The organism is Amycolatopsis roodepoortensis (assembly GCF_014873915.1).
Lineage (GTDB): Bacteria > Actinomycetota > Actinomycetes > Mycobacteriales > Pseudonocardiaceae > Amycolatopsis > Amycolatopsis roodepoortensis.
In genome coordinates this window covers 1,188,333-1,205,089 of the sequence record NZ_JADBEJ010000004.1, presented here as the reverse complement: position 1 = coordinate 1,205,089, position 16,757 = coordinate 1,188,333, and the positions used below count along the sequence as shown (strand labels likewise).

Below are 16,757 nucleotides of genomic sequence, written 5' to 3'. Positions count from 1 at the left end.
CGTGACCGTCATGGACATCGCCATTCACGGGAGCTTCCTCCCGCAGACCGACCCCGACGCCGCCCTGGCCTTCTACCGCGACCTCCTCGGCTTCGAGGTTCGCAACGACGTCGGCTACGACGGCATGCGCTGGATCACCGTCGGCCCGCCGGGGCAGCCGGTGTCGATCGTGCTGCACCCGCCCGCCGTCGACCCGGGCATCACCGAGGACGAACGGCGCGTCATCGGCGAGATGATGGCCAAGGGCACCTACGCGGGCATCCTGTTCTCCTCCGATGACCTCGACGGTCTCTTCAAGCACCTGCAGGAGTCGGGCGCCGAGGTCATCCAGGAGCCCACCGACCAGCCGTACGGCCTGCGTGACGGCGCCGTCCGCGACCCGTCGGGGAACCTGATCCGTATCCAGCAGCGCGTCTGAGAGCTACCGGGTGCGGGCGCGGACGTGGACCCGTTCGCCCTGTTCGCCGAAGAGGCTGAGCACCTCGACCCGCCCGCGGCCGGTGGCGCCGAACCAGTGCGGCGTCCGGCAGTCGAACTCGGCGGCCTCGCCCGCGCCGAGTACGACGTCCTGGTCGCCGAGCACGAGCCGGAGCCTGCCGCGCAGCACGTACAGCCATTCACGGCCGCCGTGCGTTCGCGGGTGGGGTTCGTCGTCGCTCGCCGGGATCGTCATCTTGTAGGCACGGGGCCCGTCCTCGTGCCGGGTGAGCGGGATCAGGACCCGGCCGTCCGCGGGCGGTTCCAGCACTCTCGGTGACGAGACGATCTCGTCGACGCGCAGGCCCAACGCGGCGATGACCGGCAGCAGCAGTTCGAGGCTCGGTTTGCGCTGCCCGGATTCGAGCCGGGACAGGGTGCTGGTGGAGATACCGGTGGCGCGGCTCAGTTCCACCAGCGTGGTGCCCTTCTTCTCCCTGGCGCGGCGCAGCCGGGGCGCGATCTGTTCGATCGCCGCGGTGACGGTGGGTTGGCTCTCCATGCCGCCAGCACAGCAGGTCGTCCCGGTTCCGGCAAAGTTCTTTGCCGAAACAGCCAGAAGCTCCCGATGCTGGCGGCATGATCGAGACGAAACGCCTTCCCGCCGGGGTCTATCTCCTGTCCTTCAGCCTGTTCGCGATGGGGAGCGCCGAATTCCTGATGGCCGGCGTCCTGCCCGCGGCCGCCGCCGATCTCGGCGTCTCCCTGTCGTCCGCGGGCGCGCTCATCACCGCGTTCGCCCTCGGTGTCGTCCTCGGCGGCCCGCCGTTCGCCGTGCTGAGCCTGAAGTGGCCGCGGCGGACGGCCTTGATGACGACGCAGGCCGTCTTCGCCGCCGCCATCGCGATCGGCCTGCTCTCCGGCGACTACTGGATCCTCCTGATCACCAGGTTCGTCGCCGGTCTCGCCTACGCGGGTTTCTTCGCCGTCGCCGCCGTGACCGCGATCAGCCTGGTGACGCCCGACCGCAACGCCCGCGCTTCGGGTGTCGTCGTCGCCGGGCTCAGCGTCGCGATGGTGGCCGGGGGACCGGCGGGCACCCTGCTGAGCAACCTCACCGACTGGACCGGCGGCTTTTGGGGGGTCGTCGCGCTCACCGTTCTGGGCGTGGTCGCCTGTGCTGTTGGGCTGCCGGTCACGACGTCCGCCGCGCCGAGCCTGTCGGGTGAATTGCGCGCCATGCGGACGCCGCGCCTCTGGGGCGTCTACGCGGTCACCATCCTGAGCACGGCCGCGTACATGGTGTCCTTCAACTACCTGGCGGCGATGCTCGCGGACGTCCTGCCCGCGGTCTGGATCCCCGCGGTCCTCGCGCTGTTCGGGATCGGCGCCTTCGCCGGACTGTCGCTCGGCGGCCGGATCTCGGACCGCCGGCCGCACCACGCGCTGCTGGGCGGCGCCGTCGGCATCGCGGTCTTTTCGGTGCTGCTCGCGCTTTTCGCGTCTTCCGCCTTGGTGGTCGTGCCGACGGTGTTCCTGCTGGGTGTCGCGGCCTTCGTGCTCAATCCGGCGCTCTACGGGCGGGTCTTCACGATCGCCGCTGCCGCCCCGACCCTCGCCGGCGCGACCACGGTCTCGGCCTTCCAGTTGGGTATCAGCCTCACCCCGGCCTTCGCCGCCGGGGCGCTGAACCTGGGGGCGTCGCTGACGGCCATCCCGTGGATCGGCGCGGCGCTGGCGCTGGCCACGATCCCGCTGGTGCTGCTCGACCGCTCGCGTGATCGCATGCTCACTTGCTAGCATGCGAGCATGGCTGAGGTCACCAAGCGGCAATTCAACGTCTACCTGCCGAACGACCTCATCAAGCGGGTGAAGCACGCGTCCGTCGACGCCGACGAGTCGCTCTCGTCGTTCGTCGAACGGGTGCTGGAGGAGTACCTGCTGCGGACCAGTGAGGAACGTGAGCGATGAAGGTCATGCCGATCCGCTACAGCGCGGACATCGAGGCGATGACGCGGTTCTACGAGGCGCTCGGCCTCGGCACCGGGCCCGTGTCGCGGCCCGGCGGCTGGGTCGAGATGCCCGCCGCGGGCGGGATGCTGGCCATCCACCGGTCCTCCGGCGACGACGTCGGCCGTTGCGAGCTGGCGTTCGAGGCCGAGGAACCGTTGGAAGACGTCGCGGAACGCCTGCGGGCGGCCGGTTTCGAGCCGGGGCCGCCGATGGACGAAGGTTTCGGTCACTCGATGCGCGTCCAGGACCCGGACGGGGTGTGGGTGCAGCTCAATCTGTACGACCGCGACCTCTACACGTGACCGAGACCCGGCGCGCGGGCCCGCTGTTTCTCGCGGTGGGCATCGTCGCGCTCGAGTTCGCGGCGGCCGTCACCGGTTTCGTCGCTTCCAGCCTGCTGCCGATCGTCGCCGCCGAGCTCGACGCGAGGAACGACCTCGGGCTCCTGATCGCCGGCTCGACACTGGGGCTGTTCGTCGCGCTTCCCTTGGCGAGCCGCGTTCTCGGCAGGCTGGGCCCGCGCGGCACCCTCGCCGTCGGGATGGCCGCTTATCTCGGCGGGCTGCTCCTGGCCGCGACGGCACGGACGGCGTGGATGTTCGCCCTCGGCCAGTTCTCCGCCGGGCTCGCCAGTGGCCTCCTGGCGATTTTCGGGATCAGCTCGGCGATCCGGTATCTCGACGACCGGCTGCGGATCCGCGTGGTCGCGGCGTCCTCGGCGATGTGGATCGTGCCCGCGCTGGTCGGCCCGGCCGCGACGCTGGGCCTGGAGCATCTCGTCGGCTGGCGGTGGACCCTGCTGCTCCCGGTGCCGTTCGTCCTTTTCGGACGGTTGCTGGTCGTGCGCGCCGCCCGCGGTGAACCGTCCACAGAGGACGGACAGCGACCGCTCGCGAAGACGCTGACGGTACCGCTGGGAGCGGCACTCGTCGTGTTCAGCGCGGGTTACTGGCCGCTCGCGATCGCCGGGGCGGCGATCACCGTCGCCGGGATGATCGCGATCCTGCCGCCGGGCACCGCACGGCTCCGGCCGGGCACCCCCGCCGCGCTCGGCGCGATGGTGCTGTTCGCCGTCGGCTATTTCGGCGCGGACAGTCTCATCACCGTGCTCCTGACGAGCGGTTACCAGGTGAGCCTCGGGCAGGCGGCGATCGTGTTGAGCGCCGCCCCGCTCGGCTGGGCGGTGACGAGCCTGGTGGCCGCCAAGTTCACTTCGGCGCGCTTTCCCGTCGTGGGCTTGGGCATGACCTCGCTCGGCACCGCCGTCCTCGCCTTCGGCGGTTCGTTCGCCACGGCTCTCGCCGCCTGGGCCGTCGCCGGGATCGGCGTCGGACTCGCCTACCCCGGCCTGTACATCCGAGCCACGACCGCGGGTACGAGCGGTTTCACCGCCGCGGAACTGGCGACCGCCGTCATCACCGCGGAATGCGTCGGGCAGCTGCTCGGCCGGGCCGTCGGTGGCGCGTTGAGCTCCTCCGGCACCGGTTTGTCCGCCTCCTACGCGCTTTTCGCGGCCTCACTGGCGGCCGCCGCCTACGCCGCGGCCCGCCGGGAATGAATCAGCTGGCCCGAAGATGGCGGCACGGCTCGACCATCGGCTGCCTGCCCAGCGCGTCCAACGCCTGCGGCCCGTCACAGAGCGCCTCCCCGGATGCGGGTGCACGTCCACGAGCACGCCGTCGGCGCCCACCATCGGAACGCGACGAGTCGATCATCACCGGCGGATGCGAAAGATGCTGTACCACCGGCGCAGCCGAAACGTCGAGCGTGTTGCGGGTCGAGGTCTCGAAGGTCCGGATCCCGCGTTTGCACAACACGATGTCGAGACAGCCGCGCTGCGCGATGTACTCGGCCGCCACCAGCCATTCCTCGATGGTGGAGTTCATCCCGCGTTTGAGCAGCACGGGTTTCCCTGCCCGGCCCGCCGCCTGCTTCCTCTCCGCGGACTCCGCGGTGCTGCTGACCCGGGGCGGCGTGCTGTACAAGGGCGAATCCGGGGTCGCCGACCACAACGCGATCCGCGCCTCGCGCGACAAGTGACGTCCGTCCGAAGAGGCCTGTCCTTCCCCGGGGACAGGCCTCTTCGGCGTTCAGTCGATGAGGACGTTCTTGTAGAACAGGTTCGCGTAGCGATTGATGTTCTCCATACTGCTGCGTGACCCGAAACCCATGTACAGCCGGGTCTCCCCGGCCAGGCTCCGGTAGATCCCGAGTCCCTCCGGCTCGCGGAACACCAGCGACTTCCCCGCCCTGGTCAGCGCGCGGCTCTTCACCGTGCCGGAGTTCATGTCGATGCACGTGACGTAGGAGTTGATGTCGGCGGGATCGGCGTGTCCTTCACCGTCCAATGTGTACAGATACTGGCCGTAAATGGTGTATCCCTGGAAGGTCACCGGTACGGTGGACAGCGCGGGCTGCGCGAAATGCGCCAGTGGTGAGCTGAAGTTGCCCGCGGCGGCGGACGCGAGCGGGTAGACGCTGTAGAACATCTTCCCGCCCTCGTTGCGGCGCACCGCGATCCGCTTGTTGATCGGGTCGGTGGCGCAGGTGATCGTCTTGCTGCCGGTGAGGAACTTCTTCACCGACGGCGTGCCACCGTTGACGAACTTGAACCTGGCCAGCGCCGTGCCACGACCGGTGCTCGTCGGTCCGTCCGAATCGCATTCCATCCAGATGTAGGAATCGGTACCCACCGGCTCGACGCCGATCGACACCCCGTGCCCGGCGTTGTTGAGATGCATCGAGCCCTGGATCTCACCCGAGAAGTTGACCTGGGTGACGCACAGGTCGTCGCCGGTCCCGCCGTTGCGGGCGTTCACGATGAAGATGCGCACGTTCTGGTTGTCGAAGGCGAAGCCCTGCATCACGTGATGTGACTCGTGCAGGATCTTGCTACGGAACTCGTCGTACGACGGCTGGGTGAGGTCGAACCGCTTGGACGCCGGCACCGCGGCCGAAGCCGGCGCGGCGAACACCGCGCCCGTGCCGAGCAGTGCCGTCGTCGCGGCGAGACCACCACCGGCGCGCAGCAGCGAACGTCGGGAGAACGGGGAGCGGGGAACCTGCTCGGACATGAGCGCTCGCCTTCGTCGGGTTTCGCGGTTCGATCGAAGGTTGTTCACGCGCGTACAAGATTCGTACAACCCGGCTCACCGATCTACCTCCCCTCGCACAGGGCGGCGTTGGCGACGTCGATACCGCTCGGATCGGTCGGGAACTTGTTCGTGTTGGTCACGACCGAAGCGAACCGGCCGTCGTCGGTGGTCAGCGTGAGCGACGCGTGCCCGGTCGGCAGGGCACCGTCGTGTCCCCAGGCCACGCCGCCGCAGGACAGCTGGATGCTGAACTGCCCGAGCCCGTATCCGGCGGGAGCGCCCGGCGTCCACGGCACGACGGTGCGCATCTCGGCGAGGGCCTTCGGCGAGACGACAGCGCCGGAAACGAGCGCACGCCCGAACTTCGCGAGATCCGTCAAGGTGGATTCCATCGCGGCCGACGAACTCCACTTCGAGAGCTCGAACGAGGTCGTCATATCGACCCAGAAGTAGCCGCCACCGAGCTGGAAACCCTGGTAGCCGGGCAGGTACGGGCTGGTGAGCGTCCGCTTTCCCGGCGGCGGGAACGAGGTTCCGGTCAATCCGAGCGGTTCGACGATCCGCTCGGTGATCGCGTCACCGACGTACTTGCCCGTGAACTTCTCGATCAGCAGGCCGAGCACCAGGTAGCCGACGTTGGAGTAGTGGTAGGCGCCCGGCGCGGAAACCGGCTTGTCGTCCATCGCGGCGCGCACCAGCTCGGCCAGGTCGAACGTGCCGTCCGGCTTGGTCTTCGCGCCGGCGGGGTCGTGGGGGAAGCCCGCCGTGTGGTTGAGCAATCGGCGCACGGTGATGACGGTGCCGTCGTAGTTCCCGGTGACGACGCCGGGCAGGTACCTCTCGATGGGAGCGTCGAGGTCGACGAGCCCCTCGTCGAACAATTGGAGCACCACGGCCGCGGTGAAGGTCTTGGTCTGGCTGGCGATCCGGAAATGGTCGCCCGCCGTGATGGGCCGCTGTCCGGGGGAGGTGGCCGAGCCGCTCGACAGGGTCCACGAGCCTTGGGCGTCGCCGGCGTGCACGGCCGCGCCGGGGCCCACCTTCCGCTGGTAGCGATCGAGTACGGCTTGCGTGGCGGCGTGATCGCCGGTCCCGGCCGCCACCGCGGGCGCGACCGGCACGGCGAGCGCGACGGCCAGTGCGATACCGGCGATCCGCTGGATCTTCGTTCCCATTCTCTTCTCCCTCAGTCTTTTCCGGAGTTCGCGGAGGCGTCACCGATAGCGGTGAGGCCCTTCTCGACGACGTCGAGCACACCAGCGACGCCTTCGAGCAATTTCACGAGGTTTTCGCCACTGGCGAGCAATTCGCCCAGTTTCGCCGCGATCCGGCCGCCGTGTTCGACGGCGATCGCCACGCACTCCGGGATCGCCTCGGCGATACTCGCCCCGAACGTCGCGGGCGCGGCCGCGATGGCCCTGGTCATGATCGGCACGATCTTCCCGACGGCCTCGGTGATCAGGCGGGTGACGATGTCGACGGCCTGCGCCACCACCTCTCCGGCGGCGACCATCGCCTTCGCGTTGGTCGCCGCCGACTCCGCGACCGTTTTGATCCCCTCGACCAGTTTCGTCGCCGTCGCGGTGTAGTCCCGCTTGGCGTCCCCGGACCATTCGCTCGTCTCGTTCTCCGTCGTGGAGCCGTAATCCTCGGCGACGGAGTTCGCGCCCTGCGCGCCCTTGTCGTGCTCGGCGGAGGGAGCCGACACCGACCCCGGCTCGCCGCGAAGCTGCCCGAGCGGCTCTTCGAGGAACGAGATCATCGGCGTCAGGAAGTCGCACCCCGCGCTGCTCAGCGCCGAAAGCGGGCTCGCCGTCGAGCCGAGCATGCCGAGCGAGACAGCGGGCTCGCCGCTGAGCTCCGCGGACAACCATTCCTTGCCACCGACCGAATCCCGCGCGATACGCAGGTCGGCGAGGGCGGTGTTGATCTCCACCGCCGTCGTCATAGTGGGCCTCCGTCGCGGTTCAGGCGGGCGGCGTGGCCTTCGTCCGTGCTCTGATACAGCTCGGCCGCCCTCCGCATACCGTCACCGACGTCGTCCAAAACCGACGCCGTGTGGGCGAACGCTTCCCTCGTCCGGTTCATCGCGGCGCCGATGCCCGCGGTGAAGCACTGCGCGAACGGCCCGAGCGCAGCCGACGGCATTTCGCCGGGCAGTGCGGCGCCGAGCGACGACAACTGGCCGGCGTGCGCGGCGAGCCGGCCCGCGTGCCGGCGTAACTGGCCGGGATCGACGGTGTAGGACCGTTCCGCGGTCATCGCACGACCTCCGGCGAGAGGTGCCGGGTGAGCTGGGTGAGCGCCGGGCCGTCGCCGAGATACCCTGCCATCACGTCGGCCATCCGTTCCCCGGCGAGACGCTGTGCCACGCGTGCGGTGGTCACGATCAGCGCGGCGAGCGCGTCGGCTTCGAGTTTGCGCGCGAAGGGCGTCAACGCGACATCTTCGAGCACGCCCGCCGCGTTGACCGAGACGGTGACCTCGCCCCGGGGTGAACGGGCCGTCGCCCCCGCCTGTTCGAGGCTCTCCCTGGCCTGTCGTGCGCCGTCCGCGGCGCGTTCGAGCCGGCCTCGGTAGTCGGCGAGCCATTGTGCCGGCTCCATGGTGTTCCCCTTCCTTGTTCGATGGAATGCGTCGTCATCCGGCGGCCGATGCCACCGCTTCGCGTAGCACGTGAACGAGTTCGTTGTGCCGCAACGGGTTGACGCTCACCCAGCCGCGGTCGTCGTGATCGATCCGTACTCTCCCCGAAGGAGCGTCCAGCCAGGAAAGTTCGAGTGGCCGCTTCTCGGTGCCCGATCCGCGCACTACACCGAGCTGGCCGCGTCCCACCACCGAAGGCAGCACGGCGGCGAGCGCTTCGACGGCCGGGTCGTCAGCGGTGGCTCCCGGCGGCAAGGTGATCGGCAGGGTCGGTGCGGCAGGCACCTCGGGGAGGAGCCCCGCGAGCGTGTCGGCCAATGCGTCGTACGCGACCCTCATGACGGTCACCGGGCTCGGTGTGCCACCGAGCGGCTGTCCGCACAGGATCGCTCGGTCTTCGTGGATCATGGCCGCGAAACCCGTCAAGATTCCGTCGCGGGCCAGCACCAGATCGACCGAGCTGTGGAACCCGCGCAGCGCGGCGACCAGAGCCGCGGCCAGGCCGGCTGGTCCGTCCGCCGTGGCGAGGCCACGCTCCGTCAGCGAACCGCCCGCGGCGCGGAGCGATGCCTCGCGTTCGCCCGCGATCCGGCCGAACGACGGAATCCGCAACGGGAACGGCAGCGGTGCCCCGGCGTGCGTCGCGAGCAGATCGAGCTCCACGAGCTCGAAACGGCGGCCGTGTTCGTCGAGCGGGGTGGCGATGGTCGTCATGACGTCCGCCCCCTGAGGTCGTCGCCGGATCGCTCGTCCTGTTCTTGGTACTTGCGCTTGGCGGACGCGAGCAGCTGCTGGTATTCCCTGACTTCGCGTTCCGCTGCCTTGATCTCGCCCGCGAGCCCGGAGCCGCCCGCGGCCTCCCGCAGCCGGTTCGCCAGATGCGCGGCGGGTGGTGCGGTTCCCAGCAACGGCAGCCGATCCGCGAGCCTGCTCGCCGTTCCCACCAGATCGGCGGTGAGATCGCCGAGGTCGGCCAGCGTCGTGATGCGCGCGTCGAGCAGTTCCAGTTCGACTTCGATTCCCCGCCCCTCGCTCATCGCCACTCCTGCTGGGGAAGACCGATGACCGCCTCACTGGCGGGTTCCGCGAGGGGGAACAGCGCGTGGTCGATCGTCGGCAGCTGGTTCGTGTGGTCGTCCTCGTCGGACCGGCCGTGCGTGCCTGTGCCAGGCGGAACCAACGGGCCCACGGAGGCGGTGCGCGTCGCGGCCGGCTCGGCGGGCGCCCGCGCCACCATCGCGCCGGACCCGGCCGGCAGCGCCGCCGTGCCCACCCGCACCCCGTGCGCGAGGGGGCCCACGAAGGCGCCAGGCCCGGCGGTGGTCCCGGCACCGACGGCCGGGCCTTGTCCCACCGCGCCGGACCCGGTGAGGCGCTGCCACGAAGACCCGCTCGGGGCGGTGCCATCCGGCAGTGAGGCGCTCGCCGTGGTGCCGCCACCGCCCGGCGTGGTCGACGCGGCCGGGATCGTGCTCTGTGCCCGACCGATCAGCCTGCCCGAATTCGTCAGGCTGGACTCGTAGGTCCGCATCGTTTGGACGGCGCGCTGCTTCCGCACGTCGGTCGTGGCGGTGGCGGCGTAGAAGCTGAAACCGGCTCCGCCGAAGGTCCAGTCCAGGAACATGCTCGTCATCGGTGCGACCGGGTCGTCCGCCGGGGCGGGCATCGTGGCCCTGGCCCATGCCAGCGCGTCGGCCGCCTGTTGCGCGGCCCGCTCGCCGGCGTGGGCGAGCTCCGCGATCTTCTCCACCCGGTCGGCGAGCACGAGCAGTCGCCCGGCCGCCTCCTCCGCGCCGCTGCCCCGCCAGCCGTCCAGCAACGCCGCGCGCTGTTCGCGCAGCACCTCGGCGTGGTTGACCAAGGCCGCCCGGTGTCCGGACCAGTCCGAGGCGATCGTGCTGACGTTCGTGACGTCGGCGTCCTGCCACAGCATCCGGTGCAGCTCTTCGTGGCTGTAGGCCTCCCAGTGCACCTCGCCCTCCGGCGCGGTCTCGGCACTCACCCCGGTTCCCCCTTCCCACGGACCGCTTGTCGACGCGACCCATGCTGGCGGCGGGCGTGCCGGAGCCGGAAGGTCGAGCGGCGGCCATTTACGGCCGGTGGTGCTGAGCTGCGAAAAGGCCCTAGCGCCGGGCGCGGTAGGCCTTGGCGAGGTGTTGCTGCAGCCGGGCGTGCCGGAACTGGTAGACGGCGCCGGACTGGCGCAGGATTCCTCGCCGGTACGCGTCGTCCAGGAAGGCGGTGACGGCCCACGGCAGCTTGCGGAGGAGCGGGAGCCGTAAGCGGGCGAAGACCAGCCACTGGCCCCACGCGGTGAAGGTCATCACGTACGCGGAGGCCGTGACGAGTCCCGCGGTGAGCCCGAGCAGAGCACTGACCCTGAACGACTTCACGAGGTGAAAGGACGGCCCCGTGAGGTCTTCCAGCGCGGCAGCGGCCCCGAAGGCGCCGAGGCCGATCGCGATCGCGAACACCGGCGCGAACAACGCGACGACACGCAGCACGGTCGAGCGGTTCGCCGCGAGCAGGTCGGCGGGGCTGGTGGCGGTGGTCAGGTTGGCGGGTACCTCGAGAACGGTGAGGAGCGCCAGCAACCCGCCACAGACGGGGCCGAAGGCGAGCCCGAAAACGATGATGTCGATGAGGATCAGGCGGAGGAGATGACCGAGATCGTCGATGACGACGAGATCCGGCGACAGTGCCCGCACGAAGACACCGACGAAGGTGATGACGACGGCCGCCAGCACGCCGCCCGCCACCCCCGCCGCGAACCTGACGGCGATCCTACGCCGGAGGCGGGGACGGCGTGCCCGCCGGTCGAACAGCCGCAACCGCACGCGCGTCGGTTCGAGGTGCCCGGTCTTGCGGACCACCAGGAGCGAATACAGCAGACCGAACGGAACGGCGATCACGGCCCCGCTGGCCAGCCCGTCGACGAGAACGACGGGTAACCGGAACGGCAGCCCGGAAGTGAGCGAATTGAGCGGGCAGAGAACGAACCAGATGACGAGCGCCGTGGTCAGCCAGGTGGAGGCGGTCACCAGGAGGACACGCGACCGGCGCGTCAGCGAGCCGCCCATCCGCCACCACTCGAGATCGCCGGTGTCCCGCCGGTCGAGGTCGTCGGCGAGGAAGCCCAGCCAGTGCCGGACCTGTTCGAGGTCCCAGCGCTGCTGGACGTCGCCGGCTTCCCAGACGGTGGGGACGAAGGTGTCGAGCAGATGCTCTTCGAGAGCCTGCGCCGTCGGGAAGCGGTCGATGTCCAGCAGGCTCGCCGGATCGCGGTCGCGCGAGTCGCTGTAGACCGTACGGGCGAGCCCGATCATGAGCGGGGTTTTCAGGACCGTGGCCAGGTTCGCGGCAGGCGCTTCGGTGTCCCGCAAGGCGGCCAAGACCGGATCCCACGCCGTGGCCGCGCCGCCGGGAGTGAGTCGCCGTGCCGTTCGGGGCAGGTAGCCGGCGAGGTCGTCGACGGTGAGGTCGGTCAGTTCGACGACGGCGGCCGACGTCAGCGTGTGGACGTTGGTGACCGCACGCTCGTACTCGTCGAAGCGACTGGTCAGGAACAGCGGTCCGGAGAGGGAGTTGAGCGCTTCGAGCGCCGGCCGGTGCAGGCCCTCGGCGATCTCGTCGAAGCCGTCGAGGACGGGCAGGATGTACCCGGTGTCGACCAGCACGGCCGCCAGCGTCGAGCCGCCGGGTGCCTCGGCGGAGAGGCCGGGATGGTCCCGCTGAAGCGTTTCGACGAGCCAGGTTCGCAACGGCGTCGTGGTCGGGTCCCACGAACCGATGGTGAAGATCACCGGTACGACGCCGCCGCGATTCCGGACGGCCAGCGCGTCGAGCGCGAATCGGAGCGTCAGCACGGTCTTGCCCGCTCCAGCGCGGCCGAGCAGCACCAGTTTCCGTGAGGGGATGCCGCGGTAGATGTCCGCGATGTCGCCGATCTCGCCAGAGAGGTCGAGCGGTGCGGCGGTCATACCGTGCGGAACGCGGCAGATGTTGTCCCAGTGGTCGGCGAGATCGGCGGCGGTCCGCCACCGAACGGGCAGGGGGAACGGATCGTGCACGCGGCGCAGTTCCTCCTCGCGCCGGAGCCGGGTGGCGATGATCGTGGCCAGGTGGTCCGCCGCTTCGGACACCTCGTCGGGAACGACGACGAGGGACGGGGCCGGAACCACCGGTGTCTCGCCGGCGTCCTCGGACGGCACTTCGACGGGCTCGTCCGGTTGCCTGCCGTCGGCGGCGGCGAGGAGGTCGGCGCGCTCGCGCGGGGTGATGCCGAGGGCGTCGGCGAGCAACGTCACGGTGCCGACGCGAGGGTCGGTGCCCCCACCGTTTTCGAGACGGCGGATGGTTCGCACCCCGACGCCTGCGCGGGCGGCCAGGCCTTCCTGCGTCAGACCTGCCCGGCGGCGGGCGTCGCGGAGGAGAACGCCGAACCGACCGGCCACAGGCGACGTCCCTCCCAGATCCGCTGTGCGACGGGTGATCATCCTAGTGGCGGACCGGCCACGAACGGCAGCAGGTGGGCCCGGTCAGTGATGCGCTCTTCCGTATTCGTCAATTGCGACATGTGTACTGACGAAATCGGCAAGGAAAGGGTGGTTCTCCAAGTGAAAGCCGGCATGCTGTGGAATCGGTCCTAGCTCTGACCTTCTGTGTTCGAGACGCTTCCTACGCTTCAGCAGCGCGATTTCGTCTCCGCCTTGAACGAAAGCAAGGTCATCGAAGGCATTGTCACGACCGGCGATGTCGCGTAGCGCTACGGCGAGTCGGCGACGCCGTTCTTCAGCTGGGTGAGCTGGATCAGGCGCTCCTTCGACGTCGATTCCATTCAGCCGTATTGCGATAGGAAGGTCGACAGCTTCGACCCGGGTCACCCGCGACAAGGTCACGCACTTCCATCCCGACCCGGTGCCGGAGGACGCGGTCGAAAGCTGCGACGGTTCAACAGGTTGCTACACCAATACCGTGACCTGACTTGGTCGAGTGGCGTGAAACGCAAAGGACCCGCACTCTGCCCGAGTGCGGGTCCTTCGAACTGTGGAGCTGAGGGGAATCGAACCCCTGACCTTCTCGATGCGAACTGTCGGCAGCGACGTTTCCCCAGGTCGCTGAGGTCATGTCCAGGGCCTTAGAGGCTGGTGACGGTCGCTCGTGGTCGCTGCGGTTGCTGTACTTTGCTGCTGTACAGCAGTCTCATCGTCGCTGGTCAGCGCTCTGTGCCTCGCCCTGAATCTATCGCACTCCGGCCCCTCATGGGCTGCCTGAGTGCCCTGATACCTGCTCTTCCCCGTTCCCCTCGTCACCGCCACGCCTTGCGCTGAGTCGGTCGTGTCAAGGCACGCTTTCCCGCCTTGATGCGGTCGGCTCGGCGTAAGACGCTGAGAGGTGAGGGAGCCCCCGGTGACCACTGCGCGTCGATGAGGCGGGTCGGGTGATTGGGCCGTGTTGCTCCTGGGGTCTCCGTCGTCGTTGGCGGCGCGCTGCGGGTGCTGCCCTGCGGCGGGCTCGCCCGGCGGCGCCTGCCGGAGCGGAGCGGGAGGCCGGCGTCGCCTCTTGGGCGTAGCCCGCCGGACGGGTGGTGACCCGCGCGCCGCCAACGGCGGCGCCTTGATCCCATAGAGCCAAATTCGGCAGCAAAAAACCCGGCCGGAAGAACCAGCCGGGCTCAGTGCTGCATGGTGCTTAGTGGATCTCCATGACGTAGCGCATCTCGTAGCGGTCGACGGGGAACAGAATGTCGGCCGTTTCGACGGCGATATCGTCGGTCCCCCACTCCTCGACCTTGCGGAAGGTCTGGGTGATCTGGACTACCGGCCGAGTGGCTGAAATGTCGAGAAGCTTGGCTTCCTCGGCCGTGGGAGTACGGATGTCAAGCACTTCCTCGACCTGGTTTACGTAGATCTTGATGGCGGCGAACCGATCAGCTACGCCCTTGTCGGCGTGCGGCCCTTCGTGCGGTAGCTCAATCTCAGTTCCACCGGTGATGGCCAGAGGCTCCCACGCGTAGCTGCTGGTGACAGGCTGAGGTGGATTGCCCATGCGGATGAAGTAGCGCGTGCACGTAACGGGGTCGCCCTTTTCGATACCGAGACGTTCCGCGATGTTGGCGGGCGCGGTGGTCTTGGTCGTGTGGTGCTCGACCGTCATCCCGACGTCGGCAGCCTCGGCCTCCCGTACGTACGTGCGCGCCTGCTGCCCTCGGAAGTAGCGCATCGGAGCTATCCGCGTCAGCTTTTGGAGGCGGCGGACGAACACGCCCTTGCCCTTGATCCCGTTCGCGAAGCCCCAATCGCGAAGCTGGCGCATCGCGGAACGCGCAGTGATCGGCGAGACGTCGTGTATCTCGCAGAGCTGCGCTTCGCTCGGCAGCTTCGCGCCGTCCTGTAACTCGCCGTCAATGATCTTCTGCCGGTACTCCTTGGCGATCTGCTTGTAGCGGGGCTCGTCGTTGTCCGGCCACTCCGGATGGTCGCCGAACATCAGTTCTGACATGTCGTCCTCCCTGTGCGCGTTGTCGGTCAGTGTCTCATGAACCTCGTATGTTGACAGCTTCACATACGAGGTTTAACCTCGTATACGAGGTTGGCCCGATGGGCGTAACCGAAGGCCCGGACGGCGGGCACCGCACGAGCAAGGGACAAGACATGGCAATCAGCAGGGGTCACAGGTTCGCGATCAGCTTCGATGAGGCGTTCCCGCAAGGGTTGGTCCTGGTCGGAGTCGTGACACCGGATAACGAGTTCCAGTCACGGGAGGACAAGGCGGCTGGTCGGCCTGCGCGGCAGCGGGTGGACGAGATCACCGGCAAGCGGCAGTGGAAGGCAACGGTCACTGACCCGAGTGAGGAGAAGGCGAAGCGGGCTTCGTTCGAGGTGACGTTCTTGGCGGATGTTCAGCCGGTGCCGTCGACGTCGGAGGTGCTGCCGGGGATGCGGCCGATCGAGTTGGAAGGGCTGACGGCTGAGCCGAAGGTGGCTGGTCAGGGCGAGTACAAGTACCAGTCGTACGCGTTCCGGGCGACGGGCTTCAAGGCGGCTGCTGCGGGCGGCGGCTCGAAATCGGCTCGGGCTGGTTCTGGCGCTGCGGGCACTGGTGACGCAACGTCCAAGGCGGCGTGATGGTCGGCGGGGTGCGGACGGGGCTCAGCTTCGCTGTGGTCCCTCCGCCCCTGGTCGTGGCCTGGGAGCAGGCTTACCGCAAGTTTGGTGACCTGAGCGACCGGGCGGCGTCTGGGGTGACTGCGCGCCTGGCACATGAGTTGTCGTTGGCCTGCGAAGCGGTCGCGGACGCGTTCAAGGCGCTGGCGGCTGAGGGCCGTTTGTCGTGGTGGGTACGCGCTGCGGTTGTGTCGGCGGCTGAGGCGTTCCAATACGACGCGCGCGAATGGGAGGCGCGCGCCCATAACGAGGGAAGGCGGGACGATGGCGTTCAACGCGCTGTGGAAACCGGGACCGAAGGCGGTCGCGGGAATGCAGGGGAATGGTTCGGCGAATCCGGCCTTGGTGATCTATCTCGATCCGGACAGCCTGGCGATTCTGCCTCCAGCGGACCCGGCTATGTGGCCGGAGTTCATCCGCCTGCTTCGGGAAGTGCGGGACGGAGCGGACGAACTGGCGGTATTTCTCGCCAAGCACGCGGCAAGCACGCGGCAGGAGAACGATGATGCTGCAAACGACTAGGGCGCCGAAAACGTTGGTACCAGTCAAGACGCCGGACGTTGACCAAGGACGATATGTGCCACTCGGGGTACTGGTGTCGCGCGTTCGGCTACGGCATCGCTGGACTCTCCAGAAGACCGCGAACAAGGCTGGCATGGGCGTGTCCACGTTGAGCCAGATTGAGCGCGGCGTGAGGCATCTGACGTACGTTCCCACGATCATGCGTCTGGCGGATGCCTTGGAAATGCCGCGAGATCAACTGTTCAACTGGGTTGTCCGGGAGCAGGAGTATCGCGCGGCAAAGAGGGAGGCGTGATGGCCGACTCTAAAGCGCCTCAGACGCTCAAGGATGCACACGCAGTCGCCGCGTCGACCCGCCCTCTGCCGGGCGCGAATCAGGCCACGTGGCTGAAGTGGCACAAGACGAATGCGCGGATGTACCGCGAGGTGTCCGATATCGATCGGTGGCACCACCACGAACTCCGGTACTGGGTGAACTACGAAGAAAACAAGGCGGAGGAATTGGCGGCGCAGATTCAGGCTCGAAAGGCGGAATCCGCCGATGTTGCTTGAGCCTGCGGTGGTGGCAGAACTTGCCGACCACTACACGAAAGGGAGGTCGTTCAAAGACTTAGCCGCTCGATACTCGCTCAGTTATTCGGCCGTGCGCGACGCACTCATCGGCGCGAACGTGGAGATTCGGCCCCCCGGTCCCCGGCTACCCGCAACACCACCAGGCATGGTCAACGCCTATAACAACGGCCGGACGATCCACCAAGTGGCCGCCATGTACGGCATGAGCTACGGACAAACCCGTCGGGTTCTGCTGGCTGAGGGCGTTCAAATTCGAGGACGCGGAGCGGCTTCTTAGGTCCAAAAAGTCAATATCCGAATAAAACGCACGTGGGGACGTGTGGCA

At 68.4% G+C, this 16,757-nt stretch carries 24 protein-coding genes; 11 read left to right on the top strand and 13 right to left on the bottom strand.

The features are described 5' to 3' along the window. The first annotated feature begins 10 nt into the window (after nt 1-10). Entirely contained in the window at nt 11-418 is a 408-nt protein-coding gene (locus H4W30_RS16435; protein ID WP_126736854.1) for a VOC family protein, read from the top strand. A gap of 3 nt (nt 419-421) precedes the next feature. Here H4W30_RS16435 and H4W30_RS16430 read toward each other — a convergent pair whose 3' ends face one another. Further along, nucleotides 422-979, bottom strand: a complete 558-nt coding sequence (locus H4W30_RS16430; protein WP_192743592.1) for a helix-turn-helix domain-containing protein — start codon at nt 977-979, stop codon at nt 422-424. Nucleotides 980-1,056: 77 nt separating this feature from the next. Between H4W30_RS16430 and H4W30_RS16425 the strand changes: the two genes are divergently transcribed. The 4 genes from H4W30_RS16425 to H4W30_RS16410 are packed head-to-tail and all read left to right on the top strand — an operon-like array spanning nt 1,057 to nt 3,988. Beyond that, nucleotides 1,057-2,217 (top strand): MFS transporter, encoded by a 1,161-nt coding sequence (locus H4W30_RS16425; protein ID WP_192743591.1) that lies wholly within the window; start codon nt 1,057-1,059, stop codon nt 2,215-2,217. Between the two features lie 9 nt (nt 2,218-2,226). After that, a complete protein-coding gene (locus H4W30_RS16420) occupies nt 2,227-2,388 on the top strand; it encodes a hypothetical protein (protein WP_034305716.1) in 162 nt (53 codons plus the stop codon). After that, entirely contained in the window at nt 2,385-2,732 is a 348-nt protein-coding gene (locus tag H4W30_RS16415; RefSeq protein WP_192743590.1) for a VOC family protein, read from the top strand. Before H4W30_RS16420 ends, H4W30_RS16415 begins: the two co-directional genes overlap by 4 nt. Beyond that, complete coding sequence (locus H4W30_RS16410; protein ID WP_192743589.1) at nt 2,729-3,988, top strand: MFS transporter; 1,260 nt, start codon at nt 2,729-2,731, stop codon at nt 3,986-3,988. The genes H4W30_RS16415 and H4W30_RS16410 overlap by 4 nt, the downstream gene beginning before the upstream one ends. A 1-nt stretch (nt 3,989) precedes the next feature. Here H4W30_RS16410 and H4W30_RS16405 read toward each other — a convergent pair whose 3' ends face one another. Then, a complete protein-coding gene (locus H4W30_RS16405; protein ID WP_318780608.1) occupies nt 3,990-4,334 on the bottom strand; it encodes a hypothetical protein in 345 nt (114 codons plus the stop codon). Between H4W30_RS16405 and H4W30_RS16400 the strand changes: the two genes are divergently transcribed. Beyond that, nucleotides 4,324-4,470 carry a hypothetical protein gene (locus H4W30_RS16400; protein WP_192744164.1) on the top strand — a complete coding sequence of 49 codons (147 nt, stop codon included), beginning with the start codon at nt 4,324-4,326 and terminating at the stop codon, nt 4,468-4,470. The genes H4W30_RS16405 and H4W30_RS16400 overlap by 11 nt on opposite strands. A 50-nt stretch (nt 4,471-4,520) precedes the next feature. Here H4W30_RS16400 and H4W30_RS16395 read toward each other — a convergent pair whose 3' ends face one another. The 11 genes from H4W30_RS16395 to H4W30_RS16345 form a co-directional block, all read right to left on the bottom strand. Beyond that, nucleotides 4,521-5,504 carry a phage baseplate protein gene (locus H4W30_RS16395; RefSeq protein WP_192743588.1) on the bottom strand — a complete coding sequence of 328 codons (984 nt, stop codon included), beginning with the start codon at nt 5,502-5,504 and terminating at the stop codon, nt 4,521-4,523. 83 nt (nt 5,505-5,587) lie between these two features. Beyond that, nucleotides 5,588-6,700, bottom strand: a complete 1,113-nt coding sequence (locus H4W30_RS16390) for a serine hydrolase domain-containing protein (protein WP_192743587.1) — start codon at nt 6,698-6,700, stop codon at nt 5,588-5,590. Nucleotides 6,701-6,711: 11 nt separating this feature from the next. Then, nucleotides 6,712-7,473 (bottom strand): hypothetical protein, encoded by a 762-nt coding sequence (locus H4W30_RS16385; RefSeq protein WP_192743586.1) that lies wholly within the window; start codon nt 7,471-7,473, stop codon nt 6,712-6,714. Continuing rightward, nucleotides 7,470-7,787: a WXG100 family type VII secretion target gene (locus H4W30_RS16380; protein ID WP_192743585.1), complete on the bottom strand. Its 318-nt coding sequence runs from the start codon at nt 7,785-7,787 to the stop codon at nt 7,470-7,472. Before H4W30_RS16380 ends, H4W30_RS16385 begins: the two co-directional genes overlap by 4 nt. Then, nucleotides 7,784-8,131, bottom strand: coding sequence for a YbaB/EbfC family nucleoid-associated protein (locus H4W30_RS16375; RefSeq protein ID WP_126736865.1), 348 nt, complete (start codon nt 8,129-8,131; stop codon nt 7,784-7,786). The genes H4W30_RS16380 and H4W30_RS16375 overlap by 4 nt, the downstream gene beginning before the upstream one ends. 34 nt (nt 8,132-8,165) lie before the next feature. Beyond that, entirely contained in the window at nt 8,166-8,885 is a 720-nt protein-coding gene (locus H4W30_RS16370; RefSeq protein WP_192743584.1) for an ESX secretion-associated protein EspG, read from the bottom strand. After that, complete coding sequence (locus H4W30_RS16365) at nt 8,882-9,208, bottom strand: hypothetical protein (RefSeq protein WP_192743583.1); 327 nt, start codon at nt 9,206-9,208, stop codon at nt 8,882-8,884. Before H4W30_RS16365 ends, H4W30_RS16370 begins: the two co-directional genes overlap by 4 nt. Beyond that, a complete protein-coding gene (locus H4W30_RS16360; protein WP_192743582.1) occupies nt 9,205-10,173 on the bottom strand; it encodes a hypothetical protein in 969 nt (322 codons plus the stop codon). Before H4W30_RS16360 ends, H4W30_RS16365 begins: the two co-directional genes overlap by 4 nt. 121 nt (nt 10,174-10,294) lie before the next feature. Beyond that, nucleotides 10,295-12,625 (bottom strand): helix-turn-helix domain-containing protein, encoded by a 2,331-nt coding sequence (locus tag H4W30_RS16355; protein ID WP_192743581.1) that lies wholly within the window; start codon nt 12,623-12,625, stop codon nt 10,295-10,297. 84 nt (nt 12,626-12,709) lie between these two features. Next, the gene (locus H4W30_RS16350) at nt 12,710-13,054 is read right to left on the bottom strand and encodes a hypothetical protein (RefSeq protein WP_192743580.1); all 345 of its coding nucleotides are present in this window, start codon (nt 13,052-13,054) and stop codon (nt 12,710-12,712) included. 808 nt (nt 13,055-13,862) lie between these two features. Beyond that, a complete protein-coding gene (locus H4W30_RS16345) occupies nt 13,863-14,672 on the bottom strand; it encodes a GntR family transcriptional regulator (protein WP_192743579.1) in 810 nt (269 codons plus the stop codon). Nucleotides 14,673-14,824: 152 nt separating this feature from the next. Between H4W30_RS16345 and H4W30_RS16340 the strand changes: the two genes are divergently transcribed. From H4W30_RS16340 to H4W30_RS44715, 5 genes are all read left to right on the top strand, one after another. Next, the gene (locus H4W30_RS16340; protein ID WP_192744128.1) at nt 14,825-15,298 is read left to right on the top strand and encodes a hypothetical protein; all 474 of its coding nucleotides are present in this window, start codon (nt 14,825-14,827) and stop codon (nt 15,296-15,298) included. A 303-nt stretch (nt 15,299-15,601) separates the two neighbouring features. Then, nucleotides 15,602-15,859 (top strand): hypothetical protein, encoded by a 258-nt coding sequence (locus H4W30_RS16335; protein WP_192743578.1) that lies wholly within the window; start codon nt 15,602-15,604, stop codon nt 15,857-15,859. Further along, a complete protein-coding gene (locus tag H4W30_RS44720; protein WP_378233007.1) occupies nt 15,840-16,154 on the top strand; it encodes a helix-turn-helix domain-containing protein in 315 nt (104 codons plus the stop codon). The genes H4W30_RS16335 and H4W30_RS44720 overlap by 20 nt, the downstream gene beginning before the upstream one ends. Continuing rightward, on the top strand, nt 16,154-16,411 hold the full coding sequence (locus H4W30_RS16325; protein ID WP_192743576.1) for an AMED_5909 family protein: 258 nt from the start codon (nt 16,154-16,156) through the stop codon (nt 16,409-16,411). The genes H4W30_RS44720 and H4W30_RS16325 overlap by 1 nt, the downstream gene beginning before the upstream one ends. Then, complete coding sequence (locus H4W30_RS44715) at nt 16,401-16,709, top strand: helix-turn-helix domain-containing protein (protein ID WP_378233005.1); 309 nt, start codon at nt 16,401-16,403, stop codon at nt 16,707-16,709. The genes H4W30_RS16325 and H4W30_RS44715 overlap by 11 nt, the downstream gene beginning before the upstream one ends. The last annotated feature ends 48 nt before the right edge of the window (nt 16,710-16,757 follow it).

Coding starts and splice junctions, on each gene's coding strand:
- H4W30_RS16430 (WP_192743592.1), bottom strand. CDS start 979: ATGGAGAGCCAACCCACCGTCACCGCGGCGATCGAACAGATCGCGCCC.
- H4W30_RS16395 (WP_192743588.1), bottom strand. CDS start 5,504: ATGTCCGAGCAGGTTCCCCGCTCCCCGTTCTCCCGACGTTCGCTGCTG.
- H4W30_RS16345 (WP_192743579.1), bottom strand. CDS start 14,672: ATGTCAGAACTGATGTTCGGCGACCATCCGGAGTGGCCGGACAACGAC.
- H4W30_RS16420 (WP_034305716.1), top strand. CDS start 2,227: ATGGCTGAGGTCACCAAGCGGCAATTCAACGTCTACCTGCCGAACGAC.
- H4W30_RS16385 (WP_192743586.1), bottom strand. CDS start 7,473: ATGACGACGGCGGTGGAGATCAACACCGCCCTCGCCGACCTGCGTATC.
- H4W30_RS16435 (WP_126736854.1), top strand. CDS start 11: ATGGACATCGCCATTCACGGGAGCTTCCTCCCGCAGACCGACCCCGAC.
- H4W30_RS16375 (WP_126736865.1), bottom strand. CDS start 8,131: ATGGAGCCGGCACAATGGCTCGCCGACTACCGAGGCCGGCTCGAACGC.
- H4W30_RS16325 (WP_192743576.1), top strand. CDS start 16,154: ATGGCCGACTCTAAAGCGCCTCAGACGCTCAAGGATGCACACGCAGTC.
- H4W30_RS16335 (WP_192743578.1), top strand. CDS start 15,602: ATGGCGTTCAACGCGCTGTGGAAACCGGGACCGAAGGCGGTCGCGGGA.
- H4W30_RS16365 (WP_192743583.1), bottom strand. CDS start 9,208: ATGAGCGAGGGGCGGGGAATCGAAGTCGAACTGGAACTGCTCGACGCG.
- H4W30_RS16370 (WP_192743584.1), bottom strand. CDS start 8,885: ATGACGACCATCGCCACCCCGCTCGACGAACACGGCCGCCGTTTCGAG.
- H4W30_RS16415 (WP_192743590.1), top strand. CDS start 2,385: ATGAAGGTCATGCCGATCCGCTACAGCGCGGACATCGAGGCGATGACG.
- H4W30_RS16380 (WP_192743585.1), bottom strand. CDS start 7,787: ATGACCGCGGAACGGTCCTACACCGTCGATCCCGGCCAGTTACGCCGG.
- H4W30_RS16425 (WP_192743591.1), top strand. CDS start 1,057: ATGATCGAGACGAAACGCCTTCCCGCCGGGGTCTATCTCCTGTCCTTC.
- H4W30_RS16340 (WP_192744128.1), top strand. CDS start 14,825: ATGGCAATCAGCAGGGGTCACAGGTTCGCGATCAGCTTCGATGAGGCG.
- H4W30_RS44715 (WP_378233005.1), top strand. CDS start 16,401: ATGTTGCTTGAGCCTGCGGTGGTGGCAGAACTTGCCGACCACTACACG.
- H4W30_RS16390 (WP_192743587.1), bottom strand. CDS start 6,700: ATGGGAACGAAGATCCAGCGGATCGCCGGTATCGCACTGGCCGTCGCG.
- H4W30_RS44720 (WP_378233007.1), top strand. CDS start 15,840: ATGATGCTGCAAACGACTAGGGCGCCGAAAACGTTGGTACCAGTCAAG.